This window comes from Chryseobacterium sp. GW823-FHT05E08 (genome assembly GCF_058795655.1).
On the sequence record NZ_JBXAHY010000001.1, the window covers coordinates 599,161 to 616,756 of the forward strand.

At 35.8% G+C, this 17,596-nt stretch carries 14 protein-coding genes; 8 read left to right on the top strand and 6 right to left on the bottom strand.

Translation table 11 applies throughout. From position 1 onward, the window contains the following. Positions 1-142 precede the first annotated feature (142 nt). The 6 genes from AC1Q7L_RS02820 (at position 143) to pdeM (ending at position 9,006) form a co-directional block, all read left to right on the top strand. Positions 143-1,456, top strand: a complete 1,314-nt coding sequence (locus tag AC1Q7L_RS02820; protein WP_492305514.1) for a lysine N(6)-hydroxylase/L-ornithine N(5)-oxygenase family protein — start codon at positions 143-145, stop codon at positions 1,454-1,456. Beyond that, positions 1,432-2,769, top strand: a complete 1,338-nt coding sequence (locus AC1Q7L_RS02825; RefSeq protein WP_492305513.1) for an MATE family efflux transporter — start codon at positions 1,432-1,434, stop codon at positions 2,767-2,769. The genes AC1Q7L_RS02820 and AC1Q7L_RS02825 overlap by 25 nt, the downstream gene beginning before the upstream one ends. Positions 2,770-2,842: 73 nt before the next feature. Then, positions 2,843-3,862: a ligase-associated DNA damage response exonuclease gene (locus AC1Q7L_RS02830; RefSeq protein ID WP_492305512.1), complete on the top strand. Its 1,020-nt coding sequence runs from the start codon at positions 2,843-2,845 to the stop codon at positions 3,860-3,862. Positions 3,863-3,973: 111 nt separating this feature from the next. Next, on the top strand, positions 3,974-5,554 hold the full coding sequence (locus tag AC1Q7L_RS02835; protein ID WP_492305511.1) for an ATP-dependent DNA ligase: 1,581 nt from the start codon (positions 3,974-3,976) through the stop codon (positions 5,552-5,554). Between the two features lie 197 nt (positions 5,555-5,751). Continuing rightward, complete coding sequence (locus AC1Q7L_RS02840; RefSeq protein WP_492305510.1) at positions 5,752-8,196, top strand: ligase-associated DNA damage response DEXH box helicase; 2,445 nt, start codon at positions 5,752-5,754, stop codon at positions 8,194-8,196. Positions 8,197-8,361: 165 nt separating this feature from the next. After that, positions 8,362-9,006 carry a ligase-associated DNA damage response endonuclease PdeM gene (pdeM, locus tag AC1Q7L_RS02845; protein WP_492305509.1) on the top strand — a complete coding sequence of 215 codons (645 nt, stop codon included), beginning with the start codon at positions 8,362-8,364 and terminating at the stop codon, positions 9,004-9,006. A 1-nt stretch (position 9,007) separates the two neighbouring features. Here pdeM and AC1Q7L_RS02850 read toward each other — a convergent pair whose 3' ends face one another. The 4 genes from AC1Q7L_RS02850 to AC1Q7L_RS02865 form a co-directional block, all read right to left on the bottom strand. After that, the gene (locus AC1Q7L_RS02850) at positions 9,008-9,529 is read right to left on the bottom strand and encodes a GNAT family N-acetyltransferase (protein WP_492305508.1); all 522 of its coding nucleotides are present in this window, start codon (positions 9,527-9,529) and stop codon (positions 9,008-9,010) included. 21 nt (positions 9,530-9,550) lie between these two features. After that, entirely contained in the window at positions 9,551-10,132 is a 582-nt protein-coding gene (locus AC1Q7L_RS02855) for a 5'-methylthioadenosine/S-adenosylhomocysteine nucleosidase family protein (RefSeq protein WP_410690548.1), read from the bottom strand. 12 nt (positions 10,133-10,144) lie between these two features. Beyond that, on the bottom strand, positions 10,145-10,843 hold the full coding sequence (locus tag AC1Q7L_RS02860) for a DsbA family oxidoreductase (protein ID WP_492305507.1): 699 nt from the start codon (positions 10,841-10,843) through the stop codon (positions 10,145-10,147). Between the two features lie 107 nt (positions 10,844-10,950). Then, complete coding sequence (locus AC1Q7L_RS02865) at positions 10,951-12,117, bottom strand: MFS transporter (protein WP_492305506.1); 1,167 nt, start codon at positions 12,115-12,117, stop codon at positions 10,951-10,953. A gap of 112 nt (positions 12,118-12,229) precedes the next feature. Between AC1Q7L_RS02865 and AC1Q7L_RS02870 the strand changes: the two genes are divergently transcribed. After that, on the top strand, positions 12,230-12,613 hold the full coding sequence (locus AC1Q7L_RS02870; protein ID WP_410690545.1) for a winged helix-turn-helix transcriptional regulator: 384 nt from the start codon (positions 12,230-12,232) through the stop codon (positions 12,611-12,613). Between the two features lie 36 nt (positions 12,614-12,649). On the opposite strand, the gene AC1Q7L_RS02875 is transcribed toward AC1Q7L_RS02870, so the two are convergent. Continuing rightward, positions 12,650-13,843, bottom strand: a complete 1,194-nt coding sequence (locus tag AC1Q7L_RS02875) for an MFS transporter (protein ID WP_492305505.1) — start codon at positions 13,841-13,843, stop codon at positions 12,650-12,652. A gap of 464 nt (positions 13,844-14,307) precedes the next feature. Here AC1Q7L_RS02875 and AC1Q7L_RS02880 point away from each other — a divergent pair, with 464 nt between their 5' ends. Next, positions 14,308-15,096 (top strand): SDR family oxidoreductase, encoded by a 789-nt coding sequence (locus AC1Q7L_RS02880; protein WP_492305504.1) that lies wholly within the window; start codon positions 14,308-14,310, stop codon positions 15,094-15,096. A 38-nt stretch (positions 15,097-15,134) separates the two neighbouring features. Here the strand turns inward: AC1Q7L_RS02880 and AC1Q7L_RS02885 are convergent, their stop codons facing one another. Next, on the bottom strand, positions 15,135-17,594 hold the full coding sequence (locus AC1Q7L_RS02885; protein ID WP_492305503.1) for a glycoside hydrolase family 3 C-terminal domain-containing protein: 2,460 nt from the start codon (positions 17,592-17,594) through the stop codon (positions 15,135-15,137). Positions 17,595-17,596: the final 2 nt, after the last annotated feature.

Genomic DNA, 17,596 nt, shown 5'->3' on the forward strand with positions numbered 1-17,596 from the left:
GAGATTTCTCCTATCGTCGAAATGACATTCGCACTGTCATTCTGAATGGAGCAAAGCGAAATGAAGAATCTAACTTAAATTTCTTAACTCCTTAAACTAAATCTTAATGGTTAAATAATTCAAATTTTAAAAAACAAAAACATTGGAAAACAACAAAATATACGATATCATCGGGATCGGCATTGGTCCTTTCAACCTAGGATTAGCAGCGCTTTTGGAGCCTGTAGAATCCATCAATTCACTTTTTTTAGATCAGGCAGAAGGCTTTGATTGGCATCCCGGTTTGATGCTTAATAATGCTACTTTACAAGTCCCTTTCATGGCAGATTTGGTAACGATGGCAGACCCGAAAAGCAAATACAGCTTCCTGAATTTTTTAAAGGAAACCGACCGTTTATATAAATTTTTTATCAGAGAAGATTTCTTCATTTTAAGAAAGGAATACAATCTTTATTGTCAATGGGCAGCAAACCAATTACAGAATTGTCTTTTCGGAAAAAAAGTTGAAAATATTATTTTCAATGAATCAGAAAAACTTTACATCATTGAAGTTTTAGATTTAAAAAATAATGATGTTACAAAATATTATACTAAAAAACTGGCTTTAGGAACGGGAACTCAGCCAAGATTGCCTGAATTTATGAATGATAAAAACTATCCAAATGTCATTCATACTTCAGAATATTTAAATCACAAAGAAAATATTCTGAATGCAAAATCTGTTTCTATTATTGGTTCCGGACAAAGTGCTGCTGAAATTTTTCAAGATATTTTGCCAGAAACAAATGAAAATTTACACATGAGCTGGTTCACGAGACCAGACCGTTTTTTCCCGATGGAATATTCAAAATTGACCTTAGAATTGACTTCTCCGGAATATGTTGACCATTTTTATCAAATGTCACCCAATCAGCGAAAAAACTTATTGGCAAAACAACCTCCGCTTTATAAAGGAATTAATTTCGAATTGATCAACGATATTTTCGATACAATGTACGAAATGAGCGTTGGAAACGTGCCTTTACATGTAGACTTGAAACCAAGCTGTCAACTGGACAATATTTCTCCTGAAGGCAATTCTTATGTTTTGAATTTCACGCATGTACAGGATGAAATTACATTTACAAATATCTCAGATTATGTTATTTTGGCGACAGGCTACAAATATAAAGAACCAAAATTTTTGAAAGGAATTGAAAATAAAATCCAAAGAAATGAAGATGGGCTATTTGATGTAAGTCGTTATTATACAATTGATAATGAGGAAAATATCTTTGTTCAAAATGCAGAACTTCATACGCATGGTTTTGTAACGCCGGATTTAGGAATGGGAGCTTACAGAAATGCAATCATCATCAATTCGATTGCCGGAAAAGAAATTTATAAAGTAGAAAAGCGAATTGCCTTTCAACAATTCAACACAACAAAAGCATGGATCGCAAAACATTCATCTTAAAAGGTGATCTCAAAAAGGTCATGTGGGAAACCTCATGGCCTGCCGTTGCGGCGATTGTTTTATATGGAATAAATAATTTTCTGGATGCCATTTTTGTTGGCTACTTAATTAATACAAAAGCGCTTGCAGCAGTCGGAATGGCCTATCCATTATCTCAAATTGTTCTCGGATTTGGAAGATTAGTAGGAACAGGAGCTGGTGCTGCCGTAAGTATGTGGATTGGAGAAAACAGGCAGGATAAATTGTATAATTTATTTGGAAGTTTTAACTTTCTATGTATTTTTTTCTCTTTGCTTTGTACGATTCCGGCCTATATTTTTGCGTATCAATTAATGGCAATGATGGGTGCAAAAGGAGAATTACAAACCATTGCAGTTGAGTATTTTAGAGTTACATTAATCGGAACAATTTTCTGGATTTATGGTTTAGCATTAAATATGTTAATCCGTGCAGAAGGAAAAATGAAAACTGCAGCCGTAATGATTGCCGTGGGATTGGTTATCGATATTATTTTAAAACCAATTTTCATTTCCACTTTCGGAATGGGAGTTTCCGGTGCAGCTTGGGCAACGAACTGCGGAATGCTGATCTATTCGCTTCTTGGATTTTATTATTACGCTAAAGGAAAAAGTTCTTTTAAAACCAATTGGAAATCAATTTCATTTGATCAAACAATTGGAAAAAAAATATTGAAATTAGGACTTCCCGAAATGATTTTATCGGTAATGGGAGTCGTTCAAAGTATTATTATTTTCAACGCAATCGCAAGATATGGTACCGAAAATGATATCTCATTTTTTACCGTTTTGAATCGATTTTTCCTCTTTTTATTAACCCCTTTATTTGGATTGATGCGAGGTTTACAGCCCGTTGTCGGAATTAATTTTGGAGCCGGACAATTTGATAGAGCCAGAAAATTTCTGAAAACCTATATTGTAGCCGGGATCGCCATATTGCTACCTTTCTTTTTGATCGCCCTTATTTTCCCGAAACAATTAATTGGCTTAATGCTTCCGGGATATACAGTGAGCGATAATCAAATTAATGATTTCAGGTTATTTTTCTCCGTACTTCCTTTGTTGCCGATTACAGTGTTGGCGCTATCCTACTATCCTGCAGTAAATGACAGTAAGAAAGCAAGTTTTTTGGTCTTTTTACGCCAGTTGATATTATACATTCCGCTAATGTTGATTTTACCCTATTATTTTGGGGTTAAAAGCATCTATTGGGGAAGTGCTTTAATTGAACTGACGGTTGGAATTATTACTTTTTTCTTACTGAATAATTATAAGCTAAAACTGAAAAAGGCTTAAAAATTTTAATTTTCATACATTCTTAAAGTGATTGGTTAGATTTTTGAATATTAAATCTAAACCAATCACACCATTGAAACTAATCACATTCACCAATAAAGGTATTTACTGTCCACAAGGGAAATTTTACATTGATCCTTGGCGACCTGTTGATTTTGCAGTTATTACGCATGGTCACGCCGACCATGCCCGCTGGGGAATGAAAAAATACCTGTGCCACCATTTCACTAAACCTATTTTACACCAAAGAATTTCTCCCGATATTGAATGTCAGACATTACAATATGGTGAAGTCTTGGATATCAACGGTGTTAAGCTTTCACTCCATCCGGCAGGTCATATCATTGGTTCTGCCCAAATTCGGTTGGAATATAAAGGCTATGTAAGTGTAGTTTCCGGAGATTATAAAGTTCAAGACGACGGATTGAGTACGCCTTTTGAATTGGTTAAGTGCAATGAATTTGTTACAGAAAGCACTTTCGGACTTCCGATTTACAATTGGCTGGAAGTTCCTGATCTTAATAAAAGACTTCAAAACTGGGTGTTACGAAATCAGGAAAATCAAAAAACATCTGTTTTTATCGGTTATTCTTTGGGGAAAGCTCAAAGAATTATGAAAGCGGTTGAGGGAATGGGGAAAATCCATGTTCACTACTCGATTGGTAAGCTCAATAAAGCATTTGAAGAGGTCGGAATTGTACTTCCAGACTATGAAATTCCCGATTTTAGAGAAAGTATAAAACATGTTCAAGGCGATATTGTGATTGTTCCGCCCGCTTTGTTGGATAGTAATGTCATAAAAAAAATACCAGACGCAGCAACAGCCATTTGTTCAGGCTGGATGCAGGTTCGCGGAGCAAGAAGATGGCGAAGTGCCGACGCAGGATTTCCCATGAGCGATCATGCCGATTGGAAAGGATTATTGCAAGCCATTAAAGCGACAGAAGCGGAAATTGTTCATGTAACCCACGGACAAACTGAAGTTTTTTCTAAATATTTAAATGAAATCGGAATAAAATCTGATGTCGTTGAAACGTTGTATGGGGATGATGAAGAGGTAAATGAAAAAGAAATTATTAAAGATTCTGATTAGCTTTTGATCCTTGTCAAGGTTTTGAACCTTGACAAGGATCAGTTACAACGCTTAAATTATGGAAAGAGAGAATGAAATAAAAAGTGACAAAACAAATGTTATTTCTTACTTATGAAATATTTTGCAGACCTAATCAACGCTTTGGAAAGTACCAACAAAACCAACGCAAAAATTGACGCCATTATTGATTATCTGGAACGCGCTCCCGATGAAGATAAATTGTGGTTTATCGCCTTGTTCACAGGCAAAAGGCCGAAACGAAATGTCAATACCAATTATATGAAAGAATGGGCATTGGAAATTACCCAAATACCATTTTGGCTGTTTCAGGAAAGCTATTCTTCGGTTGGAGATTTGGGTGAAACTATTTCGTTAATTCTCCCTCCTCCAATGGAAAAAATTGATAAAACATTGTCTGAATGGATGAATGAAATTATCAGTTTAAAAAATAAAACAGAAGCAGAGAAAAAAGAATTCGTCTTACATTCCTGGAATGGATTAGATTACACAGAACGTTTGATTTTCAATAAATTACTAGGCGGAAGTTTCCGTATTGGTGTCTCTTCTAAAACATTAATTAATTCTTTAACAAAGTTTTCAGGGCAGGAAGCAAGTACGTTAATGCACAGTTTAATGGGAAAATGGCAACCTGATGAAGTTTCATTTAAAGAACTGATTTCAGCGGAAAATATTAACCCGGATAATTCAAAACCCTATCCTTTCTGTTTGGCTTATCCTTTAGAAAAAGAATTGGGAGAACTCGGAACTCCAGAAGAATGGCAAGTTGAATACAAATGGGACGGCATTCGTGGACAAATCATCAGACGAAACGATGAAGTTTTCATTTGGTCGAGAGGTGAAGAATTGGTGACAGAACAATTCCCTGAAGTCGCAGAAACAATACAGGAAATGAAAGGAAATTTTGTTTTGGATGGAGAAATACTTGCGGTAAGGGATGGTAAAGTTTTAAATTTTAATGAATTACAAAAAAGATTAAACCGAAAAAATTTAACTAAAAAAATGCTTTCGGAAATTCCGATTGAAGTTTTTTGTTATGATCTTTTAGAACTGGAAGGAACTGATTTACGCGAAAAACCAATCTCTGGAAGACGCGCTATGTTGGAGGAATTATTATTAAATCAAGCTCCTGAAAACATTAAACTTTCTCAGGTTATTGATTTTGAAAACTGGGAAGATTTAAACCAAATCAGAGAGAATTCCAGAGATATCAATAGTGAAGGTTTGATGCTAAAACAAAAGAATTCCCCATATCATTCAGGAAGAAAAAAAGGCGATTGGTGGAAATGGAAAATCAATCCTTTAACGATTGACGCTGTTCTCATTTATGCCCAAAAAGGAAGCGGAAGGCGAAGCGCTTATTACACCGACTACAGTTTTGCTGTAAAAAATGGCGATGCTTTGGTAACGATTGCAAAGGCATATTCAGGTTTAACGGATAAAGAAATTATGGAAGTCAGCAAGTTCGTCAATAAAAATGCGATTGAAAAGTTTGGACCTGTTCGTACCGTAAAACCGGAGTTGGTTTTTGAGATTGCTTTTGAGGGGATTGGTTTTAGCAATCGACATAAAAGTGGTGTCGCATTACGATTTCCAAGAATTGTAAGATGGCGAAAAGATAAAACCGTGAACGAAATTGATGATTTGGAAGAAATTAAAAAACTGATTCAATAAATTAAATTTATAAACGCAAAGACACAAAGAATTTATTTATAATTGAAAATATTATTCGTCCGCAAGGGCACTTCGTTCAGCAAATGATAGCAATAAACCTTGGCTGAGTGAAACGCCTTTGCGAACGAAAGAATATACAGAAAATATTTAAAAAATATCCTTGCGAACCTAGCGTTAAAAATTAAAAAACAGAAAATTTGGCTGCATTTGAAAATACCGACGGATTTAAGGTCATTCAACAATGGATGGCTGATAAAGGTAATTCCCCTTTCAATTTTCAGATAGAAACCTGGAGGAAATTCGGCAACGGATATAGCGGAATGGTCATTGCTCCGACTGGTTTTGGTAAAACTTTTTCAGTTTTTTTAGCTCTAATTTCAGATTTTCTAACGCATCCTGAAAAGTATAAAAAAGGATTAAAAATGATCTGGGTAACTCCCCTTCGTTCGCTGTCAAAAGATATTGCAAAGGCAATGCAGGAAGCGATTGATGAAATTGGACTAGATTGGCTTGTAGGCGTTCGAAACGGTGACACCGATCCTAAAGTAAGACAGCAACAGGTGAAAAATATGCCTGATATTTTGGTGGTAACTCCCGAAAGTTTACATCTTCTTCTCGGACAGAAAAACCACCTTCGATTCTTTACCAATCTCCAATGTTTTGTGGTAGATGAATGGCATGAATTGTTAGGTTCAAAACGTGGCGTTATGGTTGAGTTAGGCGTTTCTCAATTGAGAAAATACGTTCCGAAAATGAAAATTTGGGGAATCACAGCAACCATTGGGAATTTAGATGAAGCGTTGGAAACTTTAATTCCTTATGACATTAAAAAGACTAAAATTACCGCCAAAGAGCATAAAAAGATTGATATTATTCCTGTTTTTCCTGATGAAGTAGAAATTTTACCTTGGGCTGGACATCTTGGGCATAAATTGGCAGATAAAGTAGTTCCTATTATTTTAGCTTCTAAATCAACGATTGTTTTTACCAATACACGAAGTCAGAGTGAGATGTGGTATCAGTTGTTATTGGAGGCTTATCCGGATTTTGCGGGTCAGATTGCGATTCACCACAGTTCGATTGATGCCCATTTAAGAATTTGGATTGAAGAAAATTTGAGTAATGGAAAATTAAAAGCCGTTGTTTCCACTTCATCTTTAGATTTAGGTATTGACTTTAAACCTGTTGATACTGTGATACAAATTGGTTCTGCAAAAGGGGTTGCAAGATTCCTGCAAAGAGCAGGAAGAAGTGGTCACTCCCCTTTTGAAACCTCAAAAATATACTGCGTTCCTACCCATTCTTTAGAGTTAATCGAGGTTGCGGCATTAAAAGAAGCTGTCAAACAAAAAGTAATTGAGCCTCGGGATCCGCAGGTGTTATGTTTTGATGTTTTGGTTCAGTTTTTAATGACTTTAGCAATTGGTGACGGATTTTATCCTGAAGAAACCTATGAAAGGATTAAACAAATTTATACTTTCCAGGAAATTAGAGATGAAGAATGGAAAAGCATCCTTGAGTTTCTGACGATTGGTGGAAGTGCTTTAAAAAGTTACGAAGAATATCACAAAGTGGTTGTGATGGAAGATGGCTTATTTAAAGTAACATCACGAAAAATAGCCATGCTTCACCGTATGAATATGGGGGCAATCGTAAGTGATGCGATGTTGAAAGTGAAATTTATTTCAGGGGGCTATATCGGGATGGTTGAGGAATATTTTATCTCAAGATTAAAAAAAGAAGAAAAATTTATATTAGCCGGGAGAGTTTTGGAAGTAGCGATTGTGAAAGACATGACGGTCTATGTTCGGTTATCAAAAGGAAAAGCCATGGCGCCAAGTTATTTAGGCGGAAGATTGCCGTTAAGCTCTAATTTAGGACATTTTTTAAGAGAAAAATTGTCTGGAGCATTGAATCCAAAAGCTTCTGAGAAAGAACTGAAATTTTTACATCCATTATTGGCAAAACAGGAAGAACGTTCTCATATTCCGAAAGATGATGAATTTTTGGTTGAATTAATTAAAAACCGCGAAGGCTATCATTTATTTATGTATCCTTTTGAAGGACGTTTGGTACACGAAGTGATGGCGGCATTGATTGCTTATCGAATTTCAAAATTAGCACCAATCTCCTTTTCAATGGCGATGAATGATTATGGTTTTGAATTGTTCAGCGATAAAGAAATTCCGTTAAATGAAGAAAATTTGCAAAAAATATTAACCAGAGATAATTTGATGGTTGATGTAATTTCAAGTATTAATTCTGCGGAGATGGCAAGAAGGAAATTTCGTGATATTGCCGTAATTTCAGGAATGGTAATCCAAAATTTCCCGGGACAACAGCGATCAAACAAAGCCTTGCAAAGTTCTGCAGGTTTGATTTTTAAAGTTCTGGAGGATTATGATCCCAACCATTTCTTAGTAAGGCAAGCTTATACAGAAGTTTTCAATATGCAGCTGCAGGAACAAAGATTGGTGGAAGCCTTTAAACGAATAGAAAAATCAAAAATTATTTTGAAATTTGCCAATACTTTTACTCCTTTAAGCTTCCCGATAAAAGTGGATAGTTTACGACAGACTTTGTCAAGCGAAAGTTTAGATGCGAGGATTAAAAAATTGATTGAACAGGCGAAGAAAAAATGAAAAAAGTTGATTTGTCAATAAGTGAATAGTGAATTTATGGTAGACAACTATTTGAAAATTTCACATAAATTTTGTATTCCAGAGAAATCTAAACGTACTTTGTAGAGATGCTTCCAGCATGACAAATATGCTGTTTAAAAAACTGTTTGAATTATAAACATTAAAATGAATTTAGCAACAAAAAATACAACTATTCAAAACGAAACTTTCACTTTAACCAATCAGCGTGCGTTGTTTTGGAAAAAGGAAAAAGCCCTGATTTTATCCGATCTTCATATCGGAAAAACAGCTCATTTCAGAAAAAACGGAATTGCCTTAGCGAATCATATCATGAAAAGTGATTTAGAGCGATTATCAATTTTAATAGAATATTTTAAACCTGAAAAATTTATTGTTGTTGGAGATCTTTTGCATGCCGGCGATAATTCTGATGTTGACGAATTTTGTTCATGGAAAAATCAATATTCAAATATAAAATTCTATCTCGTTGAAGGAAATCATGACCGAATCTCCAAAACTTTAATCCAAAAATTATGTCTTGATTTTAGAGCCAATCAATTAAAAATTAATGATTTTGTTTTTATACATGACTTTGATAAATCAATCGAAGGTTTTCAGATCACTGGTCATATTCATCCCGGAATTGCGCTCAATTCTGCAGTTAAAAAAATAAGACTTCCATGCTTTGTACAGACGGAAAATCAGTTATTACTTCCTGCTTTTAGTGAGTTTACAGGCTTAGATACAAAAAATCTTCCGAAAGGCGGAAGATTCTATGTTTTTACGGATTCTGAAATTCATGAAATATAGATTATTCTAGTATTTTTTTCATCATTAAATCGGTCTGTTCATCATCTCCCAATTTGAAAATATGTTTGTCGAATTCAACAAAACCGTTTTTTTTATAAAAATTTACAGCTCTTAGATTTTCTTCCCAAACGCCTAACCACAGATATGATTTTTTGTACTGTTGAGCTATTTCTAAAGCTTTGTTGTATAATAATTGTCCAACTTTTTTACCGTGGTGGCTTTTCTTAACGTAGATACGCTCAATTTCAAGCGAAGTTTCATCCTGTAATTCTGTTTGAGCTTGGCCGCAATTTAATTTCAAGTATCCTATTGCATCATCTTCTTCCCAAGCGATAAAGAAAAATGAATCAGGATTATTTAGTTCTGATTTAATTTTTTCCGTATGAAAGCTTTTTTCAAGATATATTTTCATCGCTTCTTCCGAATTACTTTCTGAAAAAGTTTCAGAAAAGGTTTGGATTCCGAGGTTTTGTAATGTTTCAAGGTCTTCAAGAGAAGCTTTATTAATGATAATTGATGGCATTGATTAGAATTTTAATTAAAACTATGAAAATAATATTTTCTTAAAAGCTTCAGAAGCCAAATGGACCTGTACCGCCCAATCGTCTGCTGCATCGCTTCCGGCGTCATCTGAAATATACTTTAAGCACAGAAACGGAATATTTTCCTTCATTGCGATCAATGCTAATGGATAGGCTTCCATATCTACAATATTATAATCAGTTTCGGAGTGATTCATCTCAAAGCTGTCGCCGCTTCCGCAAACGCCTTCTTTTAGCTCCTGCTTTTTCAAACCATATTCCAACACAGGCGGAATTCCGGACAAAGGCGTTTCATATAAACTGAATCCAAGACCTCTTACATCCATATCTCGTTGGATAAATTTTGTACAGCAAATAACTTCACCTTTATTAAAACTTTTGCTTCCTGCCGAACCTAAATTTACAATCAATTTTGGTTTTCTGATATGAATTTCTTTGGTTAATTCCATGGCTGCATTTACTTTACCAATTCCTGTAACCAATTTATTTTTATCATTAAAATCTTCTCCAGCTTCAGAATCTAAAGCAAAAACAAAAAGCGTATCGGAAACAGGAAAATGAAGTTCGTCGTTTATTTTTATCATGAAATAGGAATATTAAATGCTGCAACCATCGGCATCACAAGAAGCTCCACCATTAGAAATATCTTTAAAAGGAACTACAGTTTCTTTATACGTCTGTTGAAGGGCTTCTGCAAAAGCTTCTACAGGTTGTGCACCTGAAACCGCATATTTACCATTCAGAATAAAAAATGGAACACCGCTAATGCCATTACTTTTTGCGTCTGTAATGTCTTGATTTACTTCGTTATCAAACTGATTAGAACTTAAAACCTGTCGTGCTTCTTCCTGATCAATTCCTAATTTTGCAGCAATAGAAACCAGTACTTCAAGATTTCCAACATTTTTACCTTCAAGAAAATGTGCTTCAAATAAAGCTTCTTCTGCTTCGGAAGATTTGTTGTATTTTTTAGCTAAATGAATCAATTTATGGGATGAAAACGTATTGGTAATTAATGCTTTTTCAAAATTAAAATTAATTCCCGACATAGCTCCCATTTGGGTTACCTGACCAATCATTTGCTGAGCCTGAGCATCAGGAAATCCTTTCTTTTCTTTAAAATATTCAGTGGTTGTTTTTGTTTCCGAAGGATGTAATGTCGGATCCAGCTGAAAACTCTTCCACTCTACTTCTACCTCATCTTTGAATGGCAATTTCTCAAGCGCCTGTTCAAAATTATGTTTCCCAATATAGCAAAACGGACACATCACATCCGACCAGATTTCTACTTTCATTTTTTCTTATTTTAATACTTTAATGAATCTTCTGTAAAGATTTCTTCACTTATTTTAAGTCAATCAAAGTTAATATATCTGGCTAGTTCGACCAAATATATTACAGTTTATTCCCCGCATAGTACCACAGTTTTTTCTCTGCGTTCCAACAGGCTTCTTACTCCCATCATGATGAAGGCAAGAATCCCGAACACTAAACCAATCCAAGGATTAAACTCTACTCCTTTTGTGATGATCATCCATCCGCCTACGGTTGTTCCAAGCGTTACACCTAAATTACCGAATGATGTTGCCAAGCTGTTGGCAAATTCCAGTGATTGAGGTACTGAAGAGATCATATAAGTGGAAGCATTTAGAAAACTTGGAGAATAAAGAAATCCCCAAATACCAATGACTACAATAGTTGCCAGTAAATTTCCATCTGAAAAATATAATAAAACAGGTACTAAAATAGTTCCGGAAAGGAAAAAAGCAGTAGTTCTGGCGATATTTTTATTCAGCATTTTTCCTGAGATCCAATTGGCAAAAACTCCGATGATTCCGAATAGAAAAAGCATATAGCTGATCATTGTGCTGTCCATTCCTTTAGCTTTGTTCAGATAATCAGCAAAATAACTGTAGGTGGAAAACCAAGCTGTGATCATGAAAAAGTTCATCAGCGTGCTGATGATAAACGTAGGTTGTGCTAATATTTTAAGCTGACTTCCATAAGATTTTTTCTCTTTGACCGGCATTGAAGGCAGTAAAAAATAAATTCCTGCCAAAGCAATTACACTCACAACAGACTGAACGATAAAAGAAGATTCCCAAGACCAAACACTCGATAACCATGTCGCAAAAGGAACGGTAGTTACCATAGCCAGTGCAACACCGCTGAATACAATTCCCATCAATTCATTGCTGTGTTTTTTATCGGCATGAGAGACTGCAACCGATAAAGCACTTGCAATGTAAACAGGCTGTAAAAATGCAGGCAATATTCTCACTAACATCAGCAACCAGAAAGGTGGCGAAAATGAGGAAACAACTCCCGTGATCAGAAACATAAATATGGCAGCAAACATTACTTTTTTACGGTCAAACCCTGACATCAATAATGTCATAAAAGGTCCTGTAAGCGCAATAATTAATGCAAAAGCACTTAATAAATACCCGGCCTTATCGATACTTATTTGATAATGTTCTGCTATTTGAGGAAGAATACCAATCACTCCGAATTCTGTTGTGATAACGGCCAAAAAGCCTAAACATCCTATGTATGCGAATTTTTTCATTTTTCTTTTAGTCTAAATATTTTTATAAATTTTAATGCTGCAAAATTAAAATACAAACCCTAAATTTGCACTGTACACGGTTAATTGTATGGTACTAACAAATTTGTAAGTAATGGCTAAGAAGAAGGAAAATTCAACGAACAGTATTAATTCACAATATATTACGGAATGTGATTTAACGTATGCGGTTTGCAAAACTGGAGGAAGATGGAAACTCTTGATCTTATGTAAGCTTGAAAACGGAAAATTGCGTTTCAGTGAGATTAGAGACCGAATTTCAGGGATCACAGAGAGAATGCTTACCCTACATTTAAGAGAAATGGAAAAAGATGGATTACTAAAAAGGACTGTGTATGCCCAAGTTCCTCCAAGAGTAGATTATGAATTAACAGAAATAGCCAGAGAACTGATTCCTATTTGGAGACAGTTGGAAGATTGGGGGAAGAAACATAAAAAATTAGTAAAAGAACAGCTATTGGAAGTTGATGAAAATTAATGAGATTTATTCATATATTTTAAACTTTAAAACACTCTAGTTTCCAGTCTCTTTATTAACCTTGTTAGAGAATAGTATATGGGCAATCAAAGCCAATAATCCAAATGATGCCCCAACGAAGCAAACTCCGTCCCATTGCGCATATTGCCATGCGATAGAAGCCAGCCATGTTCCTAATGATCCACCGATGAAATAACAAACCATATACACGGTATTCAGTCTGTTGACGGCATTAGATTTTATTAAAAAGTAATTGGTCTGATTCATAATATGACTCGACTGTACTCCTAAATCAACAAGAATAACTCCCACAATCAGTCCCCAATAAGTTTCTCCTGCAAAATACGTAAACGCCCAGCTTCCCAAAACAACCAATAAAGAATAAGAAATAATTCTGTTGATATCTAAGAATTTTTGAAGTTTCCCAACTTTCGCAGCAGCTAAAGCACCCACAGCGCCTGCTAATCCAAAGCTTCCTACGACTGATGCACCTGCATTGAATGGTGGTTTTTCCATGTGGAAGACCAATGTTGTAAACAAAGCACACATCGACCCAAATGCCATCGCTCCACGGAATGAAGCCAACTGTAAAATAGGTTGTGTTTTGGCTAAATGCCCCACAGAACGCATCAATTCTTTATAGGTTCCTTTGAAATTAGGTTGCATCTCGGGTAGCATTTTGTAAACGGCAAACCAAACCAAGATCATCAGTCCTGCAGCGATTCCAAACATGGCTCTCCATCCCCAGACATCGCCTACAATTCCACCTATAAATCTTGATAAAAGAATTCCTAATAATAAGCCCGACATAACGGTTCCAATATTGGATGATTTTTCTTTGTCAGAAGATAGTTCAGCGGCGATAGGAATGAATAACTGAGGAATTACAGACGTCACTCCTATCAGTAAACTGGCTGCATATAACATCCATAGTTGAGTGGCAAATGTCATCCACAATAATGACCCAAAGACTAAAAACAGATCGATGAGAATTAATCTTTTGCGGAAAAATTTATCTCCCAATGGAACAATCATCAATAATCCAATCGCATATCCTATCTGAGTAAGCATAGAAATTCTACTGGCTGCACTTTCAGAAACGTTTAAATCTTTCGAAATAAGTCCCAATAAAGGTTGATTATAATAATTGTTGGCAACTACAAGTCCGGAAATAATGGCCATTAGCCAAATTACAGTACGCGAAATACCGTTAGAAGAGCTCATCTGCATGGTGAAAATTTACTTCAAATTTAGTTATAGAATTCTTGAATTTTGATTGATTTCAAATTGTTAATGATTAATTATAAGATTAATGAAATCAATCAGAAAAAGAATGTCTTTTTTAGAGACCAGCAAAGGTACTTATTTTTGTAAAAAAGAGATTTGTATAAATTATCTATTTTCGAGTGTTTAATTCATTTTTTTTGTTGGTGAATCGCAAGTGCGCAAAGATTTTTAATCATTACACTGCTTTAAGGCGCAAGAAAATCGTAGATTTTCAACAAACATTTGGTATGATAAAACGCTATAAATTTTATCGCAGATAAAATCCTTGCGCCTTAAAAACATTATTTTAATTATACTTTGCGACTTTGCGATTTTCCAACTACACAATGTTTTAATATTTCTGTTTTTCATTGAATTCAAGCACTTTTTTGTACATTTATCCAATAAGATTTAGAAAAGATAGATTCATGAATATTCAATTAATATCAAAAAATGCACTGGTAGGAGCTGCTACCCAAGGAATCGGAGCGGGAATTGCTCTGGAACTGGCGAAATGTGGAGCAAATGTCACCGTCATGGCTCGAAATGAAGAAAAATTAAAAATCTTTGTGGCTTCCTTACCTGTTATGAACGAAAAACAGATACATCAATATCTGGTAGCGGATTTTTCTGATTTTGAAAAGTACAGAGGCATTATTTCGGGGTATTTTAAAAACAATTCAATTGATATTCTGGTCAATAATACTAATGGTCCTGAGCCCGGAGTTGCATTAGAAAAGAATGTGGATGATTATCAGAAGGCTTTTGATCTGGTCTTTAAGACTGTTTGTGAAACCACAAATTTGGCCTTGCCATATATGATCAGACAAAATCACGGGCGGATTATCAATGTCTCTTCTCTGTCGGTAAAATCACCGATTAATAATTTAGTGCTGTCAAATTCTATTCGCTCTGCAGTGGCAGCATGGGCAAAAACTTTAGCTAATGAAGTTGCACAGCATAATATTACGGTGAACAATGTTCTCACCGGATATTTTGACACTGAACGAATCAAAAAACTGATTGATCACGAAGCAGAACAAAGCAATCAATCCGCGGAAGAAATAAAAAAAGGAAGAGAAGATAAAATTCCTATGAAAAGATTGGGTAAACCGGAAGAATATGGTCATTTGGTCGCTTTTTTAGCTTCAGAATATGCTGCTTATCTTACCGGAACCAATATTCCTCTGGATGGAGGATTGAATAATACATATTAAAAAGAGGTTCGTATTGAACCTCTTTTCCTTGTTTATTTTTAAGGTTTTAAATCCTTAAACTGTTTATCCGCAGGAAAAACATGCTGTACTTTTTCTACGGTAATATCTGAATTGACTTCAAACTCCGCATTTTGTTTAATGTCTAAAGATGATGCCCCGACAGAAACTTTATATTTTCCTTTTTCAGCGATCCAGGCGCTTTTATCAGTGATAAATGAAGCTAAATCTTTTGGATTAAGCTGCAGAATAAGTGTTTCACTCTCACCAGGCTGTAATTCCTTCGTTTTTGCAAAAGCTTTCAGTTCAGATTTTGGTTTATCGATCAACTTGTTCGGAGCAGAAAGATACAACTCCACCACTTCTTTTCCGGCTACTTTTCCGTTGTTTTTAACCGTAACACTCACCTGAATTTTATCTTTAAAAGTTGGTGAACTGATTTTTATATTTGAATAATCGAAACTGGTATACGACTTTCCAAATCCGAATTCATATGAAGGTTTTACATTGAAAGTATTGAAATAACGGTATCCGACATAAACTCCCTCTTCATACGTCACTTCTTTTGGGTTTTCAGCAGGAACTCCCGGAAAGTTTTTCGCAGACGGAGTATCCGAATATTTTACAGGGAAAGTCATCGTTAATTTTCCGGAAGGATTTATTTTCCCGGAAATAACGTCTGCTACAGAATGTCCACCTTCCTGACCCGGCTGCCATGCCAATAAAATAGCATCTACTTTATCTTTCCATGATGCCGTTTCAATAACACCGCCGATATTTAAAATTACCACTACTTTTTTACCTTTTGCGTGGAAAGCTTTTGAAATTTTATCCATCATTTCGATTTCTTCAGTCGCCAGATTAAAATCATTATCAACGACTCTATCGCCGCCTTCTCCCGAATTTCTTCCTAACGTAACAAAAGCAATTTCTGAAGTTTCAGCTTTTTTAGCAAGGAAGGCATCATTCATTTTCATTTCGGGAAGTCTTTCCGGCAACGCTAAAATTCCTCTGGCTTTTCTTCTTTCCTTTTCCGCGGCTACTTCTTTTTCGGCGTGAGGCTTGTATAAATCCACCAATTCTTTATCCAGTTGATAGCCTGCAGAATTCAGCCCTTCCAATAATGAAACAGTGTGTTTGTTATTGACACTTCCACTCCCTGTTCCGCCCGTGATCCAAGCATAAGAAGTAACTCCGAATAAGGAAACTTCTTTCTGCTTATTGGCAAAAGGCAATGCACTGTTATCATTTTTAAGCAATACCATTCCTTCTGTGGCAGCATTTCTCGTCACTTCTGCATTTTGGGCAAGGTTAGGTTTATCGCTGTATTTGTATTGCGCGAAAGTCGGAGTCCGGAAAACATACTCAAGAATTCTTTTTACATTGAGATTCGCAACTTCCTGAGATAATTTCCCTGAATCCAGGGCGGCAAGAAGTACTTTTTTCTGTGCGGGAATTCCCGGCATCAGAAGATCGTTTCCTGCATTCATCTGTTTTACAACATCAGAAATTCCACCGCTTTGGATAGATTCAAACCCCGGAAAACCTCCAAACCAGTCGGTCATTACAATGCCTTTGAAGCCCCATTCATTTCTTAAAACCTGAGTCAGTAAATCTTTGCTGTCGGAAGTATAGACTCCGTTTAACAAATTATAAGAAGACATTACCGTCCATGGCTGAGATTCTTTGACCGTAATTTCAAAACCTTTTAAATACAATTCTCTCATCGCACGTTCTGAAACATGGGCATTGATCGTCAAACGGTTGGTTTCTTCATTGTTAGCCGCAAAATGCTTAACAGAAGTTCCTACTCCCTGGGACTGGATTCCGTTAACAATTGCTGCGGCAGTTTTTCCTGAAATTAAAGGATCTTCAGAATAATATTCAAAATTTCTTCCGTTCAACGGGTTTCTGTGAATGTTTAAAGCCGGAGCCAAAAGGACATCTACTCCATATTCTTTTACTTCATTTCCCATGGCTTTTCCCACCTGCTCCAGTAAGGTTTTGTTCCAGGTGGAAGCCAATGCTGTTCCCACCGGAAAGGCCGTTGCATAATAAGTTTTTGAATCATTATCTCTGGTCGGAGCTATTCTTAACCCTGCAGGACCATCGGCAACTACTGTCGCAGGAATCCCGAATCTGTCAAAATTGGCTGTTCCTCCCGCAGCTCCCGGAACAAGACCCTGTTTAGAATCTCCTACAGGTCCTGTCAGTACTTCAATTCCGGGCATTCCTGTTCCGATCAGCAAATCAACTTTTTCAGCATTCGTCATTTGTTTGACGATGGCATCAATTCTTTTATCGACAGAAAGACGGCTGTCTTCCCAGGGATCTAATTTTCCGTTTTTATTTAAATCTTTAAAGGTTTGACCATTTACCGTAATGGTCTGAGTATTTTGCTGAGCATTTGCAACTGCTGATGTCGCCAGTAACACAAGAAATAATCCTGAATTTTTGGCTTTCTGAACAAGTTTGATCAATGCAGATTGGTTCTTCTTCATAT

Coding starts and splice junctions, on each gene's coding strand:
- AC1Q7L_RS02885 (WP_492305503.1), bottom strand. CDS start 17,594: ATGAAGAAGAACCAATCTGCATTGATCAAACTTGTTCAGAAAGCCAAA.
- AC1Q7L_RS02850 (WP_492305508.1), bottom strand. CDS start 9,529: ATGCCATCAATTATCATTAATAAAGCTTCTCTTGAAGACCTTGAAACA.
- AC1Q7L_RS02860 (WP_492305507.1), bottom strand. CDS start 10,843: ATGAAAGTAGAAATCTGGTCGGATGTGATGTGTCCGTTTTGCTATATT.
- pdeM (WP_492305509.1), top strand. CDS start 8,362: ATGAATTTAGCAACAAAAAATACAACTATTCAAAACGAAACTTTCACT.
- AC1Q7L_RS02825 (WP_492305513.1), top strand. CDS start 1,432: ATGGATCGCAAAACATTCATCTTAAAAGGTGATCTCAAAAAGGTCATG.
- AC1Q7L_RS02865 (WP_492305506.1), bottom strand. CDS start 12,117: ATGAAAAAATTCGCATACATAGGATGTTTAGGCTTTTTGGCCGTTATC.
- AC1Q7L_RS02875 (WP_492305505.1), bottom strand. CDS start 13,843: ATGCAGATGAGCTCTTCTAACGGTATTTCGCGTACTGTAATTTGGCTA.
- AC1Q7L_RS02835 (WP_492305511.1), top strand. CDS start 3,974: ATGAAATATTTTGCAGACCTAATCAACGCTTTGGAAAGTACCAACAAA.
- AC1Q7L_RS02870 (WP_410690545.1), top strand. CDS start 12,230: ATGGCTAAGAAGAAGGAAAATTCAACGAACAGTATTAATTCACAATAT.
- AC1Q7L_RS02880 (WP_492305504.1), top strand. CDS start 14,308: ATGAATATTCAATTAATATCAAAAAATGCACTGGTAGGAGCTGCTACC.
- AC1Q7L_RS02855 (WP_410690548.1), bottom strand. CDS start 10,132: ATGATAAAAATAAACGACGAACTTCATTTTCCTGTTTCCGATACGCTT.